Genomic DNA, 21,992 nt, shown 5'->3' on the forward strand with positions numbered 1-21,992 from the left:
AGTGCTTATGAAGACATCACGACAAACGCTTGGACCCGGACGGTCTGCCTGAGGCACCGGGGCCATTGTCATGTCCGCTCTCTCCAGCCGCACCTTTTTTCATTTCAACACATGGGAGTGGCTGCTCGCCCCGACCTTCCCCTCCTTCGTGTTTGCGGTACGGACGTCTTTCGCCGCCGCCATCTCGCTTCTCATCGCCATGTGGATGGAACTGGACAGTCCGGCGTGGGCGCCACTCACCGTATGGGTTGTCGCTCTTACGTCCCGGGGAGAAAGTCTTGCCAAGGCCCGGTGGCGCGTTGTGGGAACTGTCATCGGCTGTATGGCCGCCATGGCGCTGATTGCCGCTTTTCCCCAACAGTCCGGCCTTTTCTTTCCTGTCCTCGCACTCTGGGTGGGCATATGCTGCGCTACCGCCACCCTGCTGGACGGATATCCAACCTACGGTCTTCTGGTGGCAAGTTTCACCTCCACCATTGTGGCCACAGGTGCTGCCAGCAACCCCGACACAGTGTTCGATGTGGCGGTATCTCGCGGCACCTACATCATCCTCGGCGTGCTTTGCGAAACGCTTCTGGCCATCCTCTCCATGCCCAATTTGCAGGCAAAAGCGCACCTCCGCCTGCTCAACCGGCTTTACGCTCTTCGTTCCTCCGTAAGCGAGATCATTCTCCATGCCCATGAACGGAAGGATGACCCGACCGTCCGCTTCCAGCTTCTGGGGGAACTTGCGCAAGCCAACAACCGCTTGACCTATGACGCCATGGAAATGGGGCCACATCTTCGCGTGGCGGATCATGCGCGGGCCGCCCTCGCCTGTCTCGTGGCGCTGCTTGCCCGAAGCCGGGTGGAGGTTCTGGCCGGAGAGCCCGCCGAAAACCACTGGCTTGCCCATGATTGGAATAGGTTGGAAGGACATATTCATGCCTGCGAAGTGCCGCGCCACGGTGATCGCTTCCGCTTCCGTGTGTTCTCCCGGCGTAGCTTCAGCGACGCACGCGACAACGGATTGCGCGCCTGTGGCGGTATTCTCGGAGCATGGCTCATCTGGGAAACCACAGCGTGGCCAGCAGGACTAAGTTTTGTTTCGTTCGTCTCGCTGGTCTATGGCCTTCTCGCTACCCGGGAAAATCCTCTGCTGGCATCATCCAGTTTTCTTGCAGGAGGCATCTTCAGCGTGGCGGCGGCCACTCTGTGCGCCTTTCTTCTTGTTCCCGCTGTCACATCCCCGGAACTGCTTGTCGTTGTGCTGATGCCCTTCATGGTCGTCGGCGGTCTCGCGGCCACACGTGCGGAAACGTCCGGCTACGCCTTTTCCTTCAACATGTTTCTGCCTGTGCTGATCGGCCCCTCCAATCAGGGACGTTACGACGAAATCGGTTTTCTCAATGGTGCAATGGCTTTTCTGTGCGCCATCCTGTTTGCTCGCTGGACCTACCGCAGCATCATGCCGTTCCGGCTCGACCGCCATATGCGCAGCACGGAGCGCTGGATCGGAAGCCAGTTGCGCGCCCTTGCACGTGACAGCAATCGGCTCGACCCACATGAATGGCTGGTACAGAACGCCAACAGTCTGGTGCGTCTGACACGCGTGGTCTCGCGCATCCCCGCTCCAGCACTCCTGCCCTACATGGAGCGCTCTCTGACCATTTTAGAGCGTGGGTTGATCCTTATCACTCTGCGTGACGTCCAGCGTGCACAAGAGACATCTCCCGCCCTCAAAAATGCGCTTACTCTCTTTCTGCGTCACTGGCAGAAGCATGGGTTTCGTGAAGCCGATGTTCGCGCGCTTCTGAACGCCTCTTCTCCAGCGAGCCACGCGAGAGATATCGTCACCTCACACTGTAACGCCCTGCTGGCCAGCGGCCATGCATCTCAGAACGACTTGAGCAGTCGGTCCAGATAATCGAGTTCTTCCTTTGGGCGTGTGCGGTCGGAGTCACGACGGCGCAGTTCTTCCTCGATTTCATGCGCCCGTTCACGCGACAGCGTATCGGGCAGCTTTCCTCCCTGATCGACGGCTGAGTCCTTGCCCTCACCTGTTGCCCGTCCCAGTGGATCACGATCGGTCTCCCGATCGCGGTCCGAACCTCCATCATGTCCAGAGGCGTTGTCCTCGTCTCCGCCGCCCTGTTGTCCCTCGCCTTCCTGACCCTGCCCTCCGAAAGAAGGTAGAAACGTCGTAGAGCCGGATCCGCCTCCACCATTGCTCTGCAACGCCTGCTTCATCTGCCCACGTCCCTGCTGAAGAGCCTTGAGAGCCGCAGATTGTGCTTGAGACGCTGCCTGATCGTCTCCTTGCGCCAGAGCATGCCGTGCATCCTTCATGGCTTTCTCAGCCGTGGAAAAGGCCGGGACATCCTTGCCGGAAAGCTGTTTGAACTCGCTGCCAAGTTCCTGCGTCGCACGTGTCAGAGCATGTTGCGCCGCTGCGTCATTATGCGTCTGTTCCGCAGACGCCGCTTTTTCCTGCTCCGATGATGGGCTGGTCGGAGGGGTCGGCGCCTGTTGTGCGGGCGCAGGCGAACTCCCGGAATCGGGAGGTACGAGCCCCAGTTTCTGCAAAAGTTCGGTCGTGGACATGCTTCCCATGTCCTCTTCACCACCACCCTGTGGAGGCTGCCCCTCTCCTGCCTGACGTCGGGCCTTGTCCAGACGCGACTGAGCATGATCGAGCAAGCCGGACTGCTGGCGCACCAGATCGTCCAGTCCGGCCGCCTGCTCCCGAAGTTTCTGTTGCGCCACCATCTGCTGGGCGAGCTTGGCCATGTCCTGCGGCGTAGCGTTACGCATCTTCTCGACGGAATCCTCCAATTGCTGGAGTTTCTCCATCGCATCGCCCCCATGCCCCTCAGCGGCGTCGTTCTGCAAACGCTCCATCAACTTGCGGAAAGCCTGATCCCCCGATTTCGTGAGACCCGGCAGATCGGGAATTGCTGTGCCATTGCGAATGGCCTGTTCGGCCAATGTCTGCATTTTGCGCGAAATAGCACTCCGCAGATCATCCATCCGCTTCTTCAGTTCCGCCTGATCCTGCTGTCCATGCGCATTATCCTGACGCATATGCTGCAACTGCTGCGATACGGCTTCTTGGGCCGCCCGGACATCAATCGACGCGAGCGCGGCTTCACGCCCCCCGTGCAACTGATCCTCAATGTCGAGCGCCAGATCCCACAGGCGACCGACCGCTTCATCACGGGCCGCTGGGTCGTCCACATCCGCGTTATTCAGCAGAGCTACGATGGCCGCCAGATTGAGAAAGGTTCCGGTGTTCTCGGCAATGGGACCGGGAGTGTCACCCAGTGCGGCCAGATCCTGCGCTGCTTCGGATCGGCCTTCTCCACCCAGCGCGAGACGTCGCCGTAGATCCAGCACAGCCCGTGCGACGGGAGAGCGAAATTTTCGTGACCCCAACCGGAATGTCGCAGCGTTACTGCGCGCCTCCTTGCCGCTGACGCTCTTTGCCACCAGCACGCCGACCACCTCTTCCCCGGCCCATGGATCGTCCGAGAGATCGGGCGTGATTGCGCCCTTCGCTTCCAGAGGATGACCGGACAGAGGCACGGGAACCTTGAAAACACGCGAGCTACCCAGCAATCCGGGATGGGCGAGCCGCATTTCGACCGTCAGCGTGTCGAGACCGTAGGCATGGGCCGCCCGATAGGGCAGCCGCGTCCGACGTCCTCCTTTTTCACCACCCGGATGCTCGCCCCATGCGACCTGCGGCATCCGGTCAGGCGCTACATTCAGTTGCCATGACGCGATGGTCCGTCCCCGGCTGGTAAGCGCCAACGAACCGGATCCACTTAGCACGGCCTGCACACGCCACGACTGGTCTCCCAGTGGTTGCGTAACCAGATTACGAAAATCGCCGCGCACCCGCGGCGCTGCCGGCAGTCCGCTGATCGTTGCCACAAGCACGGAACCTTCCGGCACGACACCAGACGACGCCCCATCTTTTCCAAGAAACACGGGAGCCGAGGACGCGTAGGAAGGCGGCGTGATCCACGCTTCAACACGTGGCAAAGGCACATCCGGGTCGTCGATACCCGGAACAAGAGCCGCCACCAGCCGTCCCGGAGCATGAGAACCCGCGATTACACCGGCACCCGCACAGGCAAGCAGCACGATCGCGGCACAGCTTGCTCCTTTGAGGGATGCGAGCCGCACCCCGCCCGTTCGCAACGGCCCCAGAGCGGCCAATATTCTTTGCTGATGAACGCCCCACAGACCTTCCGCACCGATATGGGCTGGAAGATCGGCCAGTGCTTCGAGAGGGCGATTTTTCAGGCCGGAGGCCATCTCGATACGCCGATCGGTAACAGCACGCGATGGTGGCACAAAGCCACGCAACCCCCGCCGCACTAGCCACACGACCACTCCGGCGGTTCCGATTTCTACACACGCATGCAACCAGTCCGGCAAGGACTGAGGAACACGCAGAAGACCCGAAAGACCATAAAGACCGACAACGGACACAGCAGGGGACAGCCTGACAATCAGACGCTCGCCTGCCACCAGACGCCGAGCACGCTGCCGCACGGCTGCCAGCCCTGCCTCCCGTGGAAGCGCGAGTGTTGTCGCGTTTGTCAGATGCTGCGGTCCGGCTTCACTCATGCCGCCTCTTCAGAACCATCTGGAAAGCGTTCGTTCCCCCACAGTTCCTCAACCGTCTGCCTCGGGCGGATCACGCTCCATGTGTGACCGTCCACCAGAACCTCTGCTGCCAGAGGACGGGCGTTATACGTGGAACTCATCACTGCGCCATAAGCTCCCGTATCGAGAATGGCCACATGCGCGCCCCGCTGAAGATGAGGCAGCAACCGTGCCTGCGCAAAGGTATCCCCGCTCTCGCACACCGGCCCGACAACGGAAACTACTTCCGGTTTTCCCATGGCGTCACGGGCTGAGAGAGGCACAATTCCATGCCATGCGTCGTACAGCGAAGGTCTCAACAGATCGTTCATTGCGGCATTGAGCACGAGGAAAGACGCCCCTCCTGTAACGGCCTTGCGCAGCACGACACTCGCCAACAGCACGCCTGCAGGAGCGGCTATCCAGCGTCCCGGCTCAATGGCCAGTCGCACGTCCAGATCACCCAATTCCGCACGGATCGCTCCCGCCCACGCATCTGGCGATCCCTCGCCCTCGTCACGGTAACAAATGCCCAGTCCGCCGCCACAATCCACGACCGAAACAGCCAGCCCTTCCGCACGTGTGGCGCGCACCAGTTCGGCGATCCGGGCGTAGGCGGCCCGATATGGCGCAACCGTGAGGATCTGGCTCCCGATATGAACGGCATAGCCAACAGCCTTCACTCCCGGCAATTCCCGCGCACGGCGATAGAGCGGCAGCGCCTCGTCATAAGGGATGCCGAACTTGTTGCCCGCAACGCCCGTGGTGATCTTGGCGTGTGTCTTGGCGTCCACATCCGGGTTCACGCGTAAGACGATATTGATCTCGCGGTCCATGCCACTGGCCAGCGCAGAAATGATTTCCAGTTCCTCAACGCTTTCGACATTGATCTGGGCGATACGCTCTTCCAGCGCCAGTCGCAGTTCCACGTCTGTCTTGCCCACACCGGAAAAGACGATTTTCGACGCCGGAATCCCTACCTTGCGCGCGCGCAGAAGTTCACCGCCACTGACCACGTCCGCACCAAGCTCACATTCCGAAAGAATGCGAAGCACGGCAAGGTGATCGTTCGCTTTGACGGCGAAATGCGCTGAAACGGAAAGACCTGCGGCCTCCATCGCGCCAAGAAGCCGTGCGGCACGTTTACGCAATGTGCCAGAGCTCATTACCCAGCACGGCGTGCCGACATGGTGGGCAATCGTCTCCAGCGGGACCTGTTCAAACAGAAGTCCATCATGCGCATCCAATGAGAGATCTGGATGCGTTGCCAGCAATTCCCGAACACTCGGGTCGGGTGTGGAAAAATCAATCGGGTCGGCCATTGGAGTAGGTTACCGCCTTGCCTCTTCCTTGCCAATCAGGAGCAAGAGAAAGCTCATCATCAAAAATCTTAAATTTGAAGCAAGGACGAGATTCTTAAAAATTCGTTGATATTCAGCCAAAAACAGCCGACATCTTTCACAGATATCGAGACAAAAACGGACTTTGCATCAAGATGGCTTCACTCAAGATATTTACTCTCCTGCATCAACCTCCTCGTATAAAGCGATCATCTTTCCTCTTCTCAGATCTCGTAACGGGAAGCTACAGTTGTTCCGGTGGCTCATGGCAGGGCGATCTGGACGGAATTAATATCAGTCGAAAGAACACGCATTCTGAAATGCGAGGACAATACTTTGTCTGGAAAAATCTCTGTGACCGTTATGAATATATCGGTTTCGAACACCAGCGAAGAAAGTTCTTCCTCGATTTCATGGGGCGCAATCTAACGCCGGACATAAATAGCGAGTTGTTTAATGTTCGTCGGCGGGAGGCCGTCCAAAAGTCAGAGCAAACTTATCCAGTTTCTTCGGAAACATTCTCTTTCTATGTCGCTCAACGTAGCACGATGGCTTCCGAAGAAACGGACCACATCCTCGACTTTGTCGGCTCACATGACATTATCTGCCAACGCCCCCATCGAGGGGTGCTTGTACGGGATCTTTTCGCCGGTTTTTTGGGGCAGGAAGGCTGGGATGACCTGATCGCAGCTATTCGTCATGTTGATATAAACAACCGCTTTGATCTTGACGCCATTTCAGACACGGAAATGGGTTGTTATTGCAATATGTATATTATGAAAACATCCATTTTTCACGAATACATGACATTGTGGTGGGACGTGATGAACCATCTCATCGAGAAACGTGGCGAACCGGATCGTCAAATGGGGCATTTTGCCGAAAGATTGCTCACACTCTTTCTAACGCAAAAAATGCTGTCCAATCCAATGCTGAAAGTCGGGTTCCTACCCCTTCTCTTCTGTTCCAATCCAGAGGGATATTAAACCCTCCCTTCCTTCCATCTAGACGTGCAGAGATGGAAGGAAGAGGAATCCTTTCAGCTCTGGAGGATTCCATTTTCCTTCAGGATTCCCAGTGCCTGCCGAATACGATGACCATATGTGTGATCCGCCATAGTGCGTGCCTGCGCCTTTTTGGCGGTTTCCAGCCGGAGGGCATCGTTGTCGAGATAAGTTGCAATCAGCTTGTCGAACTCGCGACGGTTCGAGAAGGAAGGAATCTCGTCCTTCGTGTAGTAACGACGGATCTCGTAGGTATCCTCGTGAAATACCTGAAGAGCCCCCGCAGCGGCAGCCTCGAAGGTACGCGGTCCGGGTGTGGACGGCGCGATCATAAAGCGCTTGTTCTCGAAGTTCAGGCTACGTCCCAGGTTGAGAACCAGTTTGGAGCGCTGATAAAATTGGACAAGCTGTTCTTTTTCAAGACGCGCATCCGAGAAGCCGATACCAAGCTCACCCCAACCCGGTCCGATGATCTTGATATTCAGATTGCGCAGGCTTGGGAGAAGGCCACGCACGATGTCCTTACGATTGGTAAAGGCCACGCCGCAGAACAGCACGTCGATGGTGCGCTCCACGGCCTCATTGATGGGACGGTAATGCAGCTTGGGGCAGGCAGCTAGCGGAAGATGCCAGACATCCTTGCGGGTGTAGAAATTCGATCCCCACCGTTCGCATGAAAAGATCGCGTCGAAATCATTGGCAATGCGATAATTCGCATCCTGCTCATAGGGATCTTCCGTCGCCCAGAAGACGGTAGCCGCGCCAATTTTCTTGGCTTCGCGGTTGACCTCACCAAAATAGGTGCTCTCGGGAAGATAGGAGCCTATACCGAACACAATGGTGGGTTTGAGATAACGGATGGCCGCAGCCGCGCCGCTGATATTGGCGGCCACCACATTTTCTTCGCCAAAGCACTCTGCCCAACCCGCCATGATGGATTCACGGATCTGCGCATTGGCCTGGGATTCGAACCGGCCACCACTGCAGATCAGAACCCTTCCGGAATACTCACCCGTCTTTGTCATCTCTTCTCTCCAGCCCGAAGCTTCTCGGTTCATCCAACTCGCAACAGGGCGTCAGCCCGGCGCACATTTTTCAGAATTCCGGCAACAGCAGCATCGAACCGCGCCGGATCGCATTCCTGTTCCACCCGTCCGATCGCAGCGTCCCGCACGTTCCCCCACAAAGCCTGATTGCGGTACAATTCCACGATTGATGCTGCAAAACGCTGCGGATCGGGCTTGCCGCCGGAGAGAATATCCCTCTCCGCTGTCCAGCCCAGTTGCTCGATCAACAGATCACTCGCCACAACCGGCAGCCCCAGAGCGGCACTTTCGTGGATCTTGTAGGGGATACCTCCAGCGAAGCGGGTCGGTGCGACAAAAACTCGGTGGCTGTCATGGAAACCACGCAGATCCTCCGCTTCTCCAACGATTTCCAGTCCTTCGCATGCGTGTAACGGACGCAGATCCACACCGCGAGAGCATGACCCCACAACCGTCAGGCGCGTATCCGGACCAAGTTCCGCACGCACAAGGGGCATCACTTCACGCGCGAACCACAGCAACCCATCCAGATTGGGTGATTCCTCGTCAACAATCGCACCCACGAAGAGCAGGCCATGCCGCTCACCGAAAGAGCGCGGTGTGGGAGAAGGACGCAGCGAATGTCCCAGAACGGTGACATTTCCATGTCCCGCCTGACGGATCATCTCGGCTTCGTGCTCATTTACGGCCACAACCTGCTGGCAGAAATACGCGCACTCGAACTCGCTCCGAAGTTCGTCCTCCAGCGCCGGACGCGTGGCATCAGCCCCCTTCTCCAACACCTCATCACGCAGACGCAGACGCGGGCTGACAACCGCTTCCGTGTCGAGCACGAAGCGCGTTCCGGGAAGATAGCGGTGGTTCTTGTGCAGAACAGGCAGCAACCGCGCCAAATTATGCGTGCGCCCGATCCAGACCAGATCGAAAGCCCCTGCACGCTCTTCCAGAAAACCGTCGAGATCCCGTGCGGAACGGTCGAACAGAACTTCTACCGTATCGGGAAAATCGCCATAGATGCTGCCCAGTGAGTGGTAATACGCATCCACAGGAAAGATCGTTACAGTGCATCCTTGGCGCGCCATGCTGCGCACGATGTCGTTTGACCGCACATATCCCGATCCAAGGCGCCGCAACGGCACGCGATCCTCGATGAATAGAACCCGCGGCTGCGTGGGTGGACGCGAACGCGCCATCACAACGTTACTCAGATGCGCCGGATACTGGTTGCGCAGGAAGTCCGCCTGTTTCGAGAGAAAGATGCGTCGGTTGCGTTGCATCAGCGCGTGAGAGGCCGATGAACTGGACGATCCGAATTCCAGATGTTCGATCACGACAGACGGATCGTAAACCACGCGGTATCCGCTGCGGATCAGCCGTACGCAGAAATCGGACTCCTCGAAATACGCGGGCGCATAAGCCGTGTCGAAACCGCCCATGTTGCGGGCAAGCTTCGTCGGCACGAGCAGGAATGGCCCCGAACAATAGTCCACGTCCCGCACGAAGTTCGCTTCGGGACAATTGGGATCGGCATCGCGCAGATACCCGTAAGCCCCACCGTCACGCCAGATGATCGATCCAGCTTCCTGAAGTTTTCCATTCGTACGGATGATCTTGCCGCCGACCGCGCCAATACGTCCATCGGAGCCAAGACGGCGCAGGCCGTTTTCAATCGCACCGGGCGCAAGCCTGACGTCATTGTTCAGATACAGGACCGCCTCGGCCTTCGCCATCTCCAGCGCCATGTTGCACGAGAGGAGGAAACTCGCATTATGCTCCAGATGGCGGATGGTCGCGCCCTGCACGTAATGTTCCAGATCGCGCGTCTCATCGCGCGAACCCGAATCAATAATGATGAGATCGATCGCTCCACGGAAGCATCCGCGCAGGGCCGATAGCGCCATCATGGTCAAGGGAAATTGGTTGTGCAGCACCATGAGAATGCTGACTGCCGGACGCCCTTCATACGAGAAGTCGAGAGGCTTCCGCCCCGCATCCACCAGCAGTCCAGCCGCTTCCCGACAGAACATCATCTTGGTGTGAATCTCATCGGGAACAATGTTCTTTCGATGTTCCTCATGCGCCACCCAATGCGCAAAAGGATCACGGAAGATGCCACTGTCCACGTCTTCCCGCACAAACGCCTGTGAAGCATAGGTCGCAAGAGGCACATCCTGTGCAGGCTGACGGCCTTCCATCGCACCGGCAGCCAGAAAATGGTCGTAGCCGGAGCGGAAGTGGCCTGCGACGATACACTCCTCCACATCGGGATACGTCGCCCGATAGAAATCTTCCGAAAAACCTGCCTGCGGCGAGAGTCCGTCCCGCTCTCCGGTCGTCAGATAATGGTGGAGGGCATTACGGTATTTCCCGGCTTCCACCTCTGCTCGCGCCTGAGGGTAGTGTTCGAGATACCAGTGGGGATCGAAATACCAAGAACACCGCTTCTGGTCGGCAGCTTCTTTCGGACTTCTCAGGAACGCACCGAATGGTCCGGCATTGTCATTTTCCGATGTGGGATGATTGGCCCTGGTTCTGACTTCAGGCCGTCGCACCGATGGATCGAAAAAAAGAGAACCCGTGCGAAAATCCGCTTCACTACCGGACAGGTAATGCGCATAGCCGTTCGCATGGCCGGTGGCTTTGAGCGCCTGCTCCGTCAGTTCGGGATTAGCCGCACGATAAAATGCTTCGGAGAATAACCAGTGAGGAGACCGGTCCGGATGACCGTAGTGCAAATAATGCTGAAAACCTGAAAGCAGATCACCAGCTTTGATCGCAGCTACGACATCGGGATTGGTTGCCCGATACCAAGCCTCATCGAACCATATATTGGGAGAGAATCCTTTGGTCTGTCCCAGTCTGCGGTAGTGATCGAGAGCGTCTTCGCACGCACCGCTTGCAATGGCGTCTTTCGCCTCTGGGTACGATGCTACGTACCATGCCGCCTCGAAACGTGCCCATTGCGGCACACTGGAGGTGGTGGCGTCCCATTCCAGAGCACAGGGCAGCACGTCCTCATCCAACATCACGCGCAGCCTTGCTCAGACGGGAAAACGCTCATGTCCTTAGATTTCGACAAGAGCCCGGCCAACATTATCGCAGAACCCCACGACGACCTCTTCCAGCCCGACCTGCTCAACAGATCGCACCTCATTGTCCTCGCAGAGCACCCGGATATTGGTTGGACGCATGCCGCCATCTTCTCCCACTACGTTCAGCAGGCACACGCGATACCAGCCGTTGAGCTTCTCGTTATAGCCCCGCTTCAGCGAGAGGTTACCCACGAAGCCAACGCAGAGAGGCGCATCCGGGAAGATCGTCTGCACGTCCTGACGGATCAGGCGGGAAGTGGCAAAGAACAGAACGTCTCCATTCTCTTCATTCACGAAGGCGACATAGACCTGACCAGCCCGTGAAAGACCGCGCAGGAACGCCCAGCCACGAATGATAATGTCACTGGCCTCGTCATCACGCTCATGACGGCCGCCATCCTCGATCAGACCGCTGAAGTGATCGATGTAGAACTCCAGATCGCCCTTGAAAGCCTGAGTGATGGGCTGTGCAAGCGCGCTGAGCTTTACGCCGCGCAGCAGACCGTCGCTTTCCGATATCCGCTCGAAGTCGCGCAGAATCTGGCCATTGGAAGGAGGAATCCGTGCGATTCCAATGATCTGACCGCCCTCAACCTCGATCTGGATCGAAGTGAGCTGGAAAGACCCCTTGCCGTGCACGACATTGACGAGTCCGATCCTGAACACGCCCTCACACCATTTCCCGCGCAGCGCGACCTGCGCGAAGAAACCGGAACGACGCGGGGCACCGGGGAACAACCCTCCCACATCGGAACGCACTTCCCGATGCGTCGGGATGAAGATGGGCGCACTCTCTTCATCACCGATCAGTGCGGCATAGAGATGGCCGGAACCGGAAACGCCGGGCACCACATACCAGCCACGGATGTGGAAGTCGGAAGCCGTGACGAAATCTTCGTCATCCACTTCCGCGAACACATGGCGGCAGACATCATCGATGTAGTACTCGGCGCCCTGAATGGACGACCAGTCAGATACGACTTCCGGCAGTTCGATCGAAAGATCGCGGGTCGTTGGCGGATCGAAGATATGACGCGGTGGCGCTTGGTGCTTCCATGATGGATGCGGCAGGAGATGCACCTGCCCCACGTCGAACTGGACGTTGCTGCTTCCCATATCCCGTCGCGGTGCGACGTCACGGTAAACATTCAACAATGCTTCCCCATAATCGCGTGCGTTCGTCCACAATTGCGGGCCGATATTCTCCATCAGGCTCTTGCGCGTGGTCTCGCTGCACCGGATCAACTCCAGTCGCTGGAGCACGTCGGCCGGTGCGCCGATGGGCACCTTGAAGCCGTTCACGCCGTCAATCACACGATCTCCCAATGCGCCGACATCGGTCACGATGGGGATCAGGCCGTTCTGCCATGCTTCGGACAGCGAGATGCAATAGGTCTCGGGCCAGATGGACAGGTTGAGCGCGACATCCGCCACCTTCAGCGCGTCGATGTCACCGGCGGAATAGCGGCCATAGACATGCACGTTGGAACGATGGAGGTTGTTGAGAATGCCTTCATATTCAGGATGGACATATCCAAAGATATGGAACTCGAAGAGATCCGGGTTCGCCATCTCGATCACGCCCAGCACGGCATCCGCGCCCTTGGTGCGCAGGAAATTGCCGATGATCGCGACAGAAAGCCTGCGCCCCTCAAGCGGTTCATAAGGCTTGGGCAGAACGGGAGCCGTCGTCTCGGGCGAAGGAATGCCGAGGGTCAGACTCTCCTTGTGATCGAGATGCGGATAGACCTCGTGCATGAGATCGTGGGAGTGCTTCGTGCCAAAAAGGATCGTGTCGATCGAGTTGAGCATGGTCGCCACGAACGCGCGACGGGTCTGCTCGCCACCGAACTCGACATTATCGGAACGCTTGAGTGAGTTGTCTGCCGCCAGCACCCATTTCACGTCTTCCTCGCAATAGCGAAGCTCGTGATTGAGCAGATTGTAGCGCGACGAGATCAGGAAGAAATCATGCGCCGAGAACACCACGCCCACGCCATTGGCCTTGGCGATGATGGGCAGTGACAGGCAGTGATGCCCAAGATGCTGGAAGTGCACGATATCGAAATTGTACTGACTGAGAGCAGCGGAGAACGCCATTTCCTCAGCACCGTCACACAACGTGTCGAGCCATCCCGTATCCGGCACATCGAAGCTCTCGATCTCCCGGCCGCTCGCATCCGTCAGACGGCACATGCCGTCACGGTGGAGCCAGTAGAAGAACTCCACATCACGCAGAAGCATGGAGGCGATGGTCTGCTGATAGACCTCCACGCCACCCCATGTCTGCTCATGAATGGTGGAATGCGTGCACATCAGCACACGAAGACGACCGCGACGCGCGGGAACGGAAGCAGCAGTTTTCGGATGACGAAGGAAATCGGCCCCCGTCACTTCCATCATGCGACGCAGACGGTGATCGTAGAGATGGTTTTCCAGAACAGCCTTCTGGGCAGCAACCGCCTGCTTGCGACGCAGGCTCTTGTTGGACAGCAGGGCGTCAATATGCGCCACAACGCCTTCCACCGAGCGTGAGAGCGCCACGCCTCCGACTTCGTTGATGTAGCGTTCGTCCAACTGCTCACCCGCTTCGACAACCTGTGCGGTACCAGCAAGGCCAAGCTCATAAAAACGTGGACCCGGCGCTGTTGCCTGCCCCACGTCGCCATGACTGGCATAATCGCGGAACATGGTCAGCGTCACGGCGCTGGCATTGGCAAAGTCGATGAACGCTTCATGACTAATGGGGCGCTGGATGGCCAGATCGGCCAGATCGGCCGGCAGCGGGGGCAGGTATTCGTTGCCCGGGCAGACCAGCTTGATCCGCGCCTCGGGAAACGCCGTAATGACGCGCCGCAATGTTTCCACGCGGTTGGGCCACATCGTGCCAGCAAAGAAGATGTCATAATCGAGATCTGCGGCAGATTTAACCTTGCGCTCATGCAGCGAGAGACTCGCGGCCAGCGGCAAATAGTGTCCTTTGCTGCCGTAGAATTCGGTACAGGACGGATCGTTGGTGAAGACGTAATCGAACACGCCCATGTTATCGACGTTGAACGGCACCATGAACGGATCTTCGAACGCCCAGAAGATCATTGTCTTGAAGGCCGGACGCACCCGGCGCATCAACTCCATGTTGATCCGCTGTCCGTCGATGCAGATCAGCACGTCATGCTCACCCGCTGCGGCCAGCCCGGCCAGTGTCATGTTGTCCGCAACAACGACGTTTTCGTCGCCAAGAACGGTTCTGGCGGCCCGCTCAAACGCCAGCGTCAGGTAGTAGTTCGGGTTGTGCGTGTAGTTCGTGTTGTAGATGACTGCCATTGATCTACGCGGACGTTGCCGCCCCGCCTTCCCTATTACTGCCCAACCGCACATCACGTCTATGTGCGCGGACCCTACCGCAAAGTAAGGTCTGACAAAAGACCTTCATTCCAGTCGTTTGAGACGGATATCACAAAAAAAATGGCATCTCCTAAGAGATGCCATTCCTTGGTCACAACGTCTGGAACGCTCCGATCAGCTGTCGGTGTTCCGACGACGGATCGCAGCACCCAGAATATCGCCCAGCGACGCGCCGCTGTCGGACGAGCCATACTCGTTGATCGCCTGCTTGTCCTCGTCCTGCTCGCGGCCCCGGATCGTGAGCGCCAGCTTGCGGGAAGCACGGTCAACCGAGACAACCTTCGCATCGACCTTCTCGCCGACAGCGAAACGCTCCGGACGCTGGTCGGCCTTGTCGCGAGCAAGCTCGGCACGACGGATAAAGCCGGACAGAACGTCGTCAACCTTGACTTCGATGCCATTGGCCTGAACCGCCGTCACCACGCAGGTCACGATCGCGCCCTTCTGGACATGCGACAGAACGCCCGCAGCCGGATCTTCATGCAGCTGCTTGATACCCAGAGAGATGCGCTCCTTCTCGACGTCCACATCGAGAACCTTGGCCTTCACGACCTGGCCCTTCTCGTAGTTCTTCATGGCCTCTTCGCCCGCATCGTCCCACGACAGGTCGGACATGTGGACCATGCCGTCGATGTCTGCGGACAGGCCGATGAACAGACCGAACTCCGTGATGTTGCGTATCTCGCCCTCGACCTCGGAGCCAACCTTGTGCTCTTCGGCGAACTGCTCCCACGGGTTGCGCTGAACCTGCTTGAGACCAAGCGAGATGCGGCGCTTCGCGCTGTCCACATCCAGAACCATGACGTCCACTTCCTGCGAAGTCGCCACGATCTTGCCCGGATGGACGTTCTTCTTCGTCCAGGACATCTCGGAAACGTGCACCAGACCCTCGACGCCCGGCTCCAGCTCCACGAACGCGCCGTAATCGGTGATGTTCGTGACGCGACCGGTGAAGCGTGCGCCCGGCGGATACTTGAGCGCCACGTTCTCCCAAGGATCGGCCTCAAGCTGCTTCATGCCCAGCGAAATGCGCTGCGTCTCGGGGTTGAAGCGGATGACCTGCACGCGAACCGGCTGGCCGATTTGCAGAGCCTCGGACGGGTGATTGATGCGCTTCCAGGCGATGTCGGTGACATGCAGCAGGCCATCGACGCCACCCAGATCCACGAACGCGCCGTAGTCGGTGATGTTCTTGACCACGCCGTCGAGGATCATGCCTTCCTTGAGGCCCTGAATCAGCTCGCTGCGCTGCTCGGCGCGCGTCTCTTCAAGAACCGCACGGCGGGAAACAACGATGTTGCCGCGTGAACGGTCCATCTTCAGGATCTGGAACGGCTGGGGGATACCCATCAGCGGCGTCACGTCACGCACGGGACGGATGTCCACCTGACTGCCCGGAAGGAACGCCATGGCGCCACCCAGATCAACCGTGAATCCACCCTTCACGCGGCCATAAATCGTGCCGTTGACGCGCTGGTTGGCTTCGAAAGCCTTCTCCAGATTCGTCCACGCCTCTTCACGACGGGCCTTCTCGCGCGACAGCACGATGGAGCCATCACGATCTTCGTAACGCTCAATGTAGAGTTCGACGAGATCGCCCGGCTTGACCTCGGAGGCCGCACCGGCCGGTCCGAATTCGCGCAGGGCGACACGCCCTTCGCTCTTGAGGCCAACATCAACAATGGCGAAATCATCGGTCAGACGGACAACGCGTCCCGTGACCACCGAACCTTCAAAACCGCTATCCTGACCGAGGGTCTCGTCCAGCAGGGCGGCGAAATCCTCGCCATTGAAATGGTCGGCTGTCTGTGTGGCTGAAGCCATGTGGAAACTTTTTCCCAGCCGGAGCCAAAAGCCCCGACATGCCTGCGCTCCGCCAATATGCGAAACGACTTGCCCGCGATCGCATCCCTCAAGGACAGCGGCGGGCCGGGTTCACAAATCAGGCGTCCGCGATCACCGCGAACGATGGCGCCCATGAAAGACACTCACCCCCTGCACTTGTCAAGCGTCATGATCCGGTTCAGACGGCAGGAAACCGGGAAAAACATGAACACGTTTTCCTTATCGTCGCCAATATGTCACCCGAGGATCGACTTTCATGCCGCGTTGGCGCTGGCTGCTGCTCCACATGACCCGCCGCCTGTGGTTCCGCGCCTCTCTCATTGCTTTGGCCGGCGTCATCACAGCCATCGTGGCAATTTTCGCGCAATATCATTTGCCATGGGACATCCCAGGCTCCATCGGCGCAGACGCTGTCGGCGACATCCTCAATATCATCGCCACGAGCATGCTGTCCGTCGCCACCTTCTCGCTGAGCGTGATGATCACGGCCTATGACTCGGCCACCAGCGACGTCACACCCCGCGCCACGCGATTGCTGATGGAAGACAGCACCACGCAGAACGTCCTTTCCACCTTTGTGGGTGCGTTCCTGTTCAGCATCGTTGGCATCGTGGCGCTCAAAACCGGGCTTTATGGCGATCGAGGACGGGTCATCCTTTTTGTCGTCACGATTGCCGTCATCATTCTGATTGTCGTGAGTCTCCTGCGATGGATCGATCATCTCACGCGTTTTGGTCGTGTCGGAGCCACGACAGCACGCGTTGAAGAGAAAGCGCGACATGCCCTCGAAGAGCGTCTCGCCAATCCATGGCTCGGCGGCGTGCCATTGCTGAATCCAGACGATGACGTTCCGTTCGGATTTGTTTCGGTGCCCGCCAATGTGGTGGGGCATGTTCAGCATGTCGATATGGATGTCCTCAGCCTCACCACGGCAAATGGCGCGCATCCTGTCCATGTCGTGGCACCACCCGGCACGATGGTCTATCCGGACAGCCCGTTGGCATGGATCGCACCTGCAAACGACGTGGACGAAAACATGCGTCTGATCGCGCGAGCGAGAACGGCTTTTTCCATCGGTAATGAGCGCGACTTCGATCAGGATCCACGCTTCTGTCTCGCTGTTCTGGCGGAAATCGGTGAGCGCGCCCTTGCCTCCGCCACCAATGATCCGGGAACGGCATTGGATGTGATCGGAAGGCAGACCCGGTTGCTGGCGTTGTGGTCCACCATGCAGATGGAGCGTGTGGGATACGTTCCCAAATACCCGCATGTTCATGTGCCCGCGTTGCGGGATATCGATCTGTTCGATGATGCTTTCACACTGATCGCCCGCGACGGTGCGCATCTGATTGAAATCCAGCTTCGGCTCCAGAAAAGCCTGGAGGCTCTCGCACGGATGGGTAGCGAAAGCTTTCGTGCCGCCGCGCGCCATCAGGCTGACAACGCACTGATACGCGCAAAAACCGCGCTGGTGGATCCTCTCGACCGCAAAAGGTTACTTGAACTGGTGCGTCCTGCCGATACGTTCGCCACCGTGCCACCGCACACGGAATGCTGAGTTTTCGGAGACAATTTGCATGACGCCCGAGGGTCGCTCTGCACTTCGCGTTCTCGCGCTGGCCACGACGGCCGGCTATGTGGACGCCATAGGCTTTGTTGAACTGCACGGCATGTTCACCGCCGCACAGACCGGCAACACCACGCAGGTCGGTGTGGCCATCGGCAACGGAGACACAGCTACCATCGCGGCGCTGGGCACCGTCATCCTCCTCTTTTTCGTGGGAGGTGTGCTCGCCAGCGTTTTTCGACGCTCACTCGGCGCTCCCCGTCATGCGTGGCTGGTGGAGGCCGTGTTTCTTGCCATCATTCAGGGAATGCAGTGGTGGCAGATCGGCTTCGAAGGCAGCCTGTTCGAGACCGTTCTTCTGTCCGTAACGATGGCACTTCAGGCCCAGACCCACTCCCGCTTTTCCGGCGTGTCGATGCAGACGATCGTGGTGACGTCAAACCTGCTCAAATTCGCCGACAACATTGGGGGCTATCTGTGGAAACGCCGCAACGGGAGCGCCACCTTCCCTCTCACCGCAGCGCTTCCCGGACTTGGCTGGGCCGGTTATTTCGTGGGGGCCTGCCTGTCCATGCCCGCCCGCCACGCAACCTCTGCCTTTTTCCTGTTGCCCATTCCGCTTCTGATCGCTGTGGCCTGTATCGGCACACGCGATCTCGACGCGGAATAAGCAGCGTGACCCTCAGTCAGGTGCGGGATAAGTCTGCGGATAGGTGATTTTGTCGTCTGGGCCGGGCGCCTTGGGAGCCCCCTTCTTGCCACAGGCGGCAAGCGGCAGGACCAGCGCGCAGACCAGCGCGAGGGCGGCAATCCGCTTCATCATGCTGCACCCTCATTCTTCTTCAGACGCGCAAGCCAGGCCTCCGCCTCACGCTTCACATTCGTGCCCGCCGTGCCGCCCTTGCTGGTGCGTGAAGCGATGGACGCTTCCACCGTGAGTACGGAGTAAATGTCAGGCGTGATCCCCGGCTCAACCGACTGCATGTCCTCAAGGCTCAGATCAGGCAGGTCCACGCCTTTTGCCTCTGCCATGGCTACCAGACGCCCGGTAACATGATGCGCCGTACGGAACGGCACCTTGAGAACACGCACAAGCCAGTCTGCCAGATCGGTCGCTGTCGAGAAGCCTGAGCCTGCATAACGGCGCATCTGCTCCGTGTTCGCCTGAAGGTCGCGCACCATCCCGTCACAAGCGGCAAGAGTCAGCGCCATGGCCTCCGTGGCCTCGAACACCGGCACCTTGTCCTCCTGCATGTCCTTGGCATAGGCCAGCGGCAACCCCTTCATGACCGTCAGCAGTCCGACCATACAGCCCAGCACGCGGCCGACTTTCGCACGCGCCAGTTCGGCAGCGTCCGGATTGCGCTTCTGCGGCATGATGGAAGAGCCTGTCGTGAAGGCATCCGACAGCCGAATGAAGCTGAACGGTGCCGAGCACCAGATCACAATCTCCTCGGCAAAGCGCGAGAGATGCATGGCCATGATCGAGAGTACGGAGAGATATTCCAGCGCGAAGTCACGGTCAGACACTGCATCGAGCGAATTGGAGGTCGGGCGATCAAAACCGAGAGTTTGCGCCGTCATGTCACGGTCGATGGGAAAGGATGTTCCGGCAAGTGCTGCTGAACCGAGCGGACATTCATTCAGACGCTTGCGGGCATCCATCAGACGACCAAGATCGCGCGAGAGCATTTCGACATACGCCAGCAGATGGTGCCCGAATGTTACGGGCTGCGCTGTCTGGAGATGTGTAAAGCCCGGTATGGCCGTATCAGCATATTCCAGCGCCCGCTCGGCCAACGAACGCATCAGCGTCCTCACCTGCTTCGCAATGTCGTCGATGGCGTCGCGCGTCCACAGGCGGAAATCGGTCGCCACCTGATCGTTGCGCGAGCGGGCGGTGTGCAGACGTTTGCCCGCCTCTCCGATCCGCTCACTCAGCCGCGCCTCGATGTTCATGTGGATGTCTTCGAGAGCCTCATCGAAAACGAACGTGCCCGCTTCGATCTCTGCGCCGATTTCGCTCAGCCCTTTGCGGATGGCCGCTTCATCTTCCTCGCTGATGATGCCGACCTTTTTCAGCATCGCGGCATGAGCGAGCGAACCGGCGATATCCTGACGCCACATCACCTTGTCGAAACCGATGGAGGCGTTGATCTCACGCATGATGGCTGATGGACCGTCCGCGAAACGACCGCCCCATTGCACGTTCGCGCCGCTCTCGATCGGCTTGCCCGCTCCGCCCTGCTCGTCCACACTCATCGTATGCCTCGACATCATCATGGCCGCCGCGAGCCTGTCACGAAGCTGCGGCGACGTTGCGTTCTCGTGATGGGCGGCACCCTAATCGCTGGCCTTGCCCCGCGCAAACGCCTTCATGCGGCCGATGTGATGAGCGACCCGCTGCCTCCATCCAGCTTGCAACGTGGCACGCCGCAGCCGTTGCCCACGCTGAGTGTCACGGATGCGGATGGAATGGAGCATGAACTGGCTGACTGGCGCGGTCGGCCAACCATCGTGCATCTGTGGGCGACATGGTGCGTTCCTTGCGTAAAAGAGCTTCCCAAACTGGCCCATGCCCGGATTGCGCTGGAAGCCGCAGGACTGGCCGTTGTGCCCGTCGCCATCGATCATCGTGGCCCGGAGGTGGTGCAACCTTTTCTGGAAAAACTGGGGCTTGCCGCATTTTCCACCTTCTATGATGAGCGGCGCGCCATTATGGGAACTCTGGAAGAAGAAGGGTTGCCCACGACACTTTTTCTCAATCCGCAAGGATTGCTGGTGACAATTCACTCTGGCCCCATCCTGTGGAGTGCCCCGGATACCGCCGTTTCTCTGCTGCATCTACTGACCTAAATTAGCCCAATTCGATCAATTTGGTTCATACTGCGTCGCGACGACCACGGAGAGGGGTCAATAAAATAAATATAATAATACACACGCCACCCTATCTACAGGCATGAAGCATGATTAAAGTGTTTCTCTCAATAATTATATTTTCCGTAGTTCACTTAATAAAAATGTTTGAAAAAAAGACCCCAAAGGCTCCCATGACAATAAATCCCGACGATATTCGATACGTCAAAACCGCATGTTTCCCCCCTCTGCGCCAATGCCAGGGAATCGCAATATCGCCTTCCGGAAAGTATATTGCTACCATCGGTCTCTTTGGGCATAATATCTTAATCTATAAGCCTGATGGCACGCTGGTTCGTGATATTCCGCGCAACGAAACTTATCTCGTCCGAGATCTTTTTTTTCGAAATGATCATGAACTGATCGCACCGGCGGGAGCCAATGCCGGCCCAGATGCCATGCTTGAAATCTGGAATGTTGGAAATGATTCAACCTCTGTTGTCATCAATGGGCAACATCCGGGAGAAGGATCCAGATATAATAGTGTGAATAGATACGCATCTTCTGGTGATATTGTTGTTGTCAAACCAAAAGGCGGATTAGATGAAGTGGCGTTCATCAACTTATCAACGAACACCTCACGTTGTATTGATGTGTCTAAGTTATTGGGGCAACCGCTAGGGTTTACAAATATTGCCATCTCTAAGGACGGAAAATTTATAGCGCTACACGATATTTTTTCACATATATACATAATAGATGCTGAAAAAGAAAAAGTTGTTCACACTATATCTGCCTACTCTCAGGGTAATAAAGTTGGTTCTTTGGCCTTCAGCCCCGACGGAACAAAGCTTGTTTCTGGAATAGGGCCCGCGTTTAGCATAGGTGCGAGTGAAGCAAAAGAACGAAGTCAGGGGATAAAGATATGGGACACAAGAGATGGACGGCTGCTGCGCTCAATCGAAACTGGAGTAATGGATATCATGCAACTTTCATGGTCGCGTGACGGAAAGATTATAGCTGGTATCACGATGGAAAAGTCACTTTTTTTATCTCTGGAAACGAACACTCCACAGAGAAATTTCGCATAACAGATGAATTGCCACACGTAGTTTCAGTTATGTTTGCTAGCAACAGCGATGTTTTGTCGCTTCTGTCTGTAAGAGAGGTGATGCTGTACAATAAAATATAATCGATATGAT

The 21,992-nt window shown here is 57.8% G+C and carries 14 protein-coding genes; 6 read left to right on the forward strand and 8 right to left on the reverse strand.

Annotated elements, in window-relative coordinates:
- The first annotated feature begins 70 nt into the window (after window positions 1-70).
- Window positions 71-1,906 carry an FUSC family protein gene (locus GOB87_RS01825; protein WP_166312829.1) on the forward strand — a complete coding sequence of 612 codons (1,836 nt, stop codon included), beginning with the start codon at window positions 71-73 and terminating at the stop codon, window positions 1,904-1,906.
- Here GOB87_RS01825 and GOB87_RS01830 read toward each other — a convergent pair.
- Window positions 1,876-4,617, reverse strand: coding sequence for a DUF4175 domain-containing protein (locus GOB87_RS01830; protein ID WP_166312830.1), 2,742 nt, complete (start codon window positions 4,615-4,617; stop codon window positions 1,876-1,878). The two genes, GOB87_RS01825 and GOB87_RS01830, sit on opposite strands and share 31 nt — an antisense overlap.
- Window positions 4,614-5,957, reverse strand: a complete 1,344-nt coding sequence (gene lysA, locus GOB87_RS01835) for a diaminopimelate decarboxylase (RefSeq protein WP_166312831.1) — start codon at window positions 5,955-5,957, stop codon at window positions 4,614-4,616. The genes GOB87_RS01830 and lysA overlap by 4 nt, the downstream gene beginning before the upstream one ends.
- Before the next feature lie 173 nt (window positions 5,958-6,130).
- Between lysA and GOB87_RS01840 the strand changes: the two genes are divergently transcribed.
- Window positions 6,131-6,961 (forward strand): DUF4422 domain-containing protein, encoded by an 831-nt coding sequence (locus GOB87_RS01840; RefSeq protein ID WP_166312832.1) that lies wholly within the window; start codon window positions 6,131-6,133, stop codon window positions 6,959-6,961.
- Between the two features lie 53 nt (window positions 6,962-7,014).
- On the opposite strand, the gene GOB87_RS01845 is transcribed toward GOB87_RS01840, so the two are convergent.
- The 4 genes from GOB87_RS01845 to rpsA all read right to left on the reverse strand — a co-directional run bounded on the left by GOB87_RS01845 (window position 7,015) and on the right by rpsA (window position 16,346).
- Window positions 7,015-8,004 (reverse strand): CgeB family protein, encoded by a 990-nt coding sequence (locus tag GOB87_RS01845; RefSeq protein ID WP_166312833.1) that lies wholly within the window; start codon window positions 8,002-8,004, stop codon window positions 7,015-7,017.
- Between the two features lie 29 nt (window positions 8,005-8,033).
- Window positions 8,034-11,051 (reverse strand): glycosyltransferase, encoded by a 3,018-nt coding sequence (locus GOB87_RS01850; protein WP_166312834.1) that lies wholly within the window; start codon window positions 11,049-11,051, stop codon window positions 8,034-8,036.
- A gap of 39 nt (window positions 11,052-11,090) precedes the next feature.
- Window positions 11,091-14,441 carry a glycosyltransferase family protein gene (locus tag GOB87_RS01855; RefSeq protein ID WP_166312835.1) on the reverse strand — a complete coding sequence of 1,117 codons (3,351 nt, stop codon included), beginning with the start codon at window positions 14,439-14,441 and terminating at the stop codon, window positions 11,091-11,093.
- A gap of 195 nt (window positions 14,442-14,636) precedes the next feature.
- A complete protein-coding gene (gene rpsA, locus GOB87_RS01860; protein WP_166312836.1) occupies window positions 14,637-16,346 on the reverse strand; it encodes a 30S ribosomal protein S1 in 1,710 nt (569 codons plus the stop codon).
- Between the two features lie 277 nt (window positions 16,347-16,623).
- Between rpsA and GOB87_RS01865 the strand changes: the two genes are divergently transcribed.
- Together GOB87_RS01865 and GOB87_RS01870 are read left to right on the forward strand one after the other, a co-directional pair.
- The gene (locus GOB87_RS01865; protein ID WP_166312837.1) at window positions 16,624-17,925 is read left to right on the forward strand and encodes a DUF2254 domain-containing protein; all 1,302 of its coding nucleotides are present in this window, start codon (window positions 16,624-16,626) and stop codon (window positions 17,923-17,925) included.
- Between the two features lie 19 nt (window positions 17,926-17,944).
- Window positions 17,945-18,604 (forward strand): YoaK family protein, encoded by a 660-nt coding sequence (locus GOB87_RS01870; RefSeq protein ID WP_166312838.1) that lies wholly within the window; start codon window positions 17,945-17,947, stop codon window positions 18,602-18,604.
- Between the two features lie 12 nt (window positions 18,605-18,616).
- Here the strand turns inward: GOB87_RS01870 and GOB87_RS01875 are convergent, their stop codons facing one another.
- Entirely contained in the window at window positions 18,617-18,757 is a 141-nt protein-coding gene (locus GOB87_RS01875; RefSeq protein WP_166312718.1) for a hypothetical protein, read from the reverse strand.
- Window positions 18,754-20,196: an argininosuccinate lyase gene (gene argH / locus GOB87_RS01880; protein WP_166312889.1), complete on the reverse strand. Its 1,443-nt coding sequence runs from the start codon at window positions 20,194-20,196 to the stop codon at window positions 18,754-18,756. Before argH ends, GOB87_RS01875 begins: the two co-directional genes overlap by 4 nt.
- 3 nt (window positions 20,197-20,199) lie before the next feature.
- Between argH and GOB87_RS01885 the strand changes: the two genes are divergently transcribed.
- Entirely contained in the window at window positions 20,200-20,790 is a 591-nt protein-coding gene (locus GOB87_RS01885) for a TlpA family protein disulfide reductase (RefSeq protein ID WP_166312839.1), read from the forward strand.
- Window positions 20,791-20,900: 110 nt separating this feature from the next.
- Entirely contained in the window at window positions 20,901-21,881 is a 981-nt protein-coding gene (locus tag GOB87_RS01890; RefSeq protein ID WP_166312840.1) for a WD40 repeat domain-containing protein, read from the forward strand.
- The last annotated feature ends 111 nt before the right edge of the window (window positions 21,882-21,992 follow it).

The organism is Acetobacter estunensis (assembly GCF_011516945.1).
In the GTDB taxonomy this organism is placed as follows: domain Bacteria; phylum Pseudomonadota; class Alphaproteobacteria; order Acetobacterales; family Acetobacteraceae; genus Acetobacter; species Acetobacter estunensis.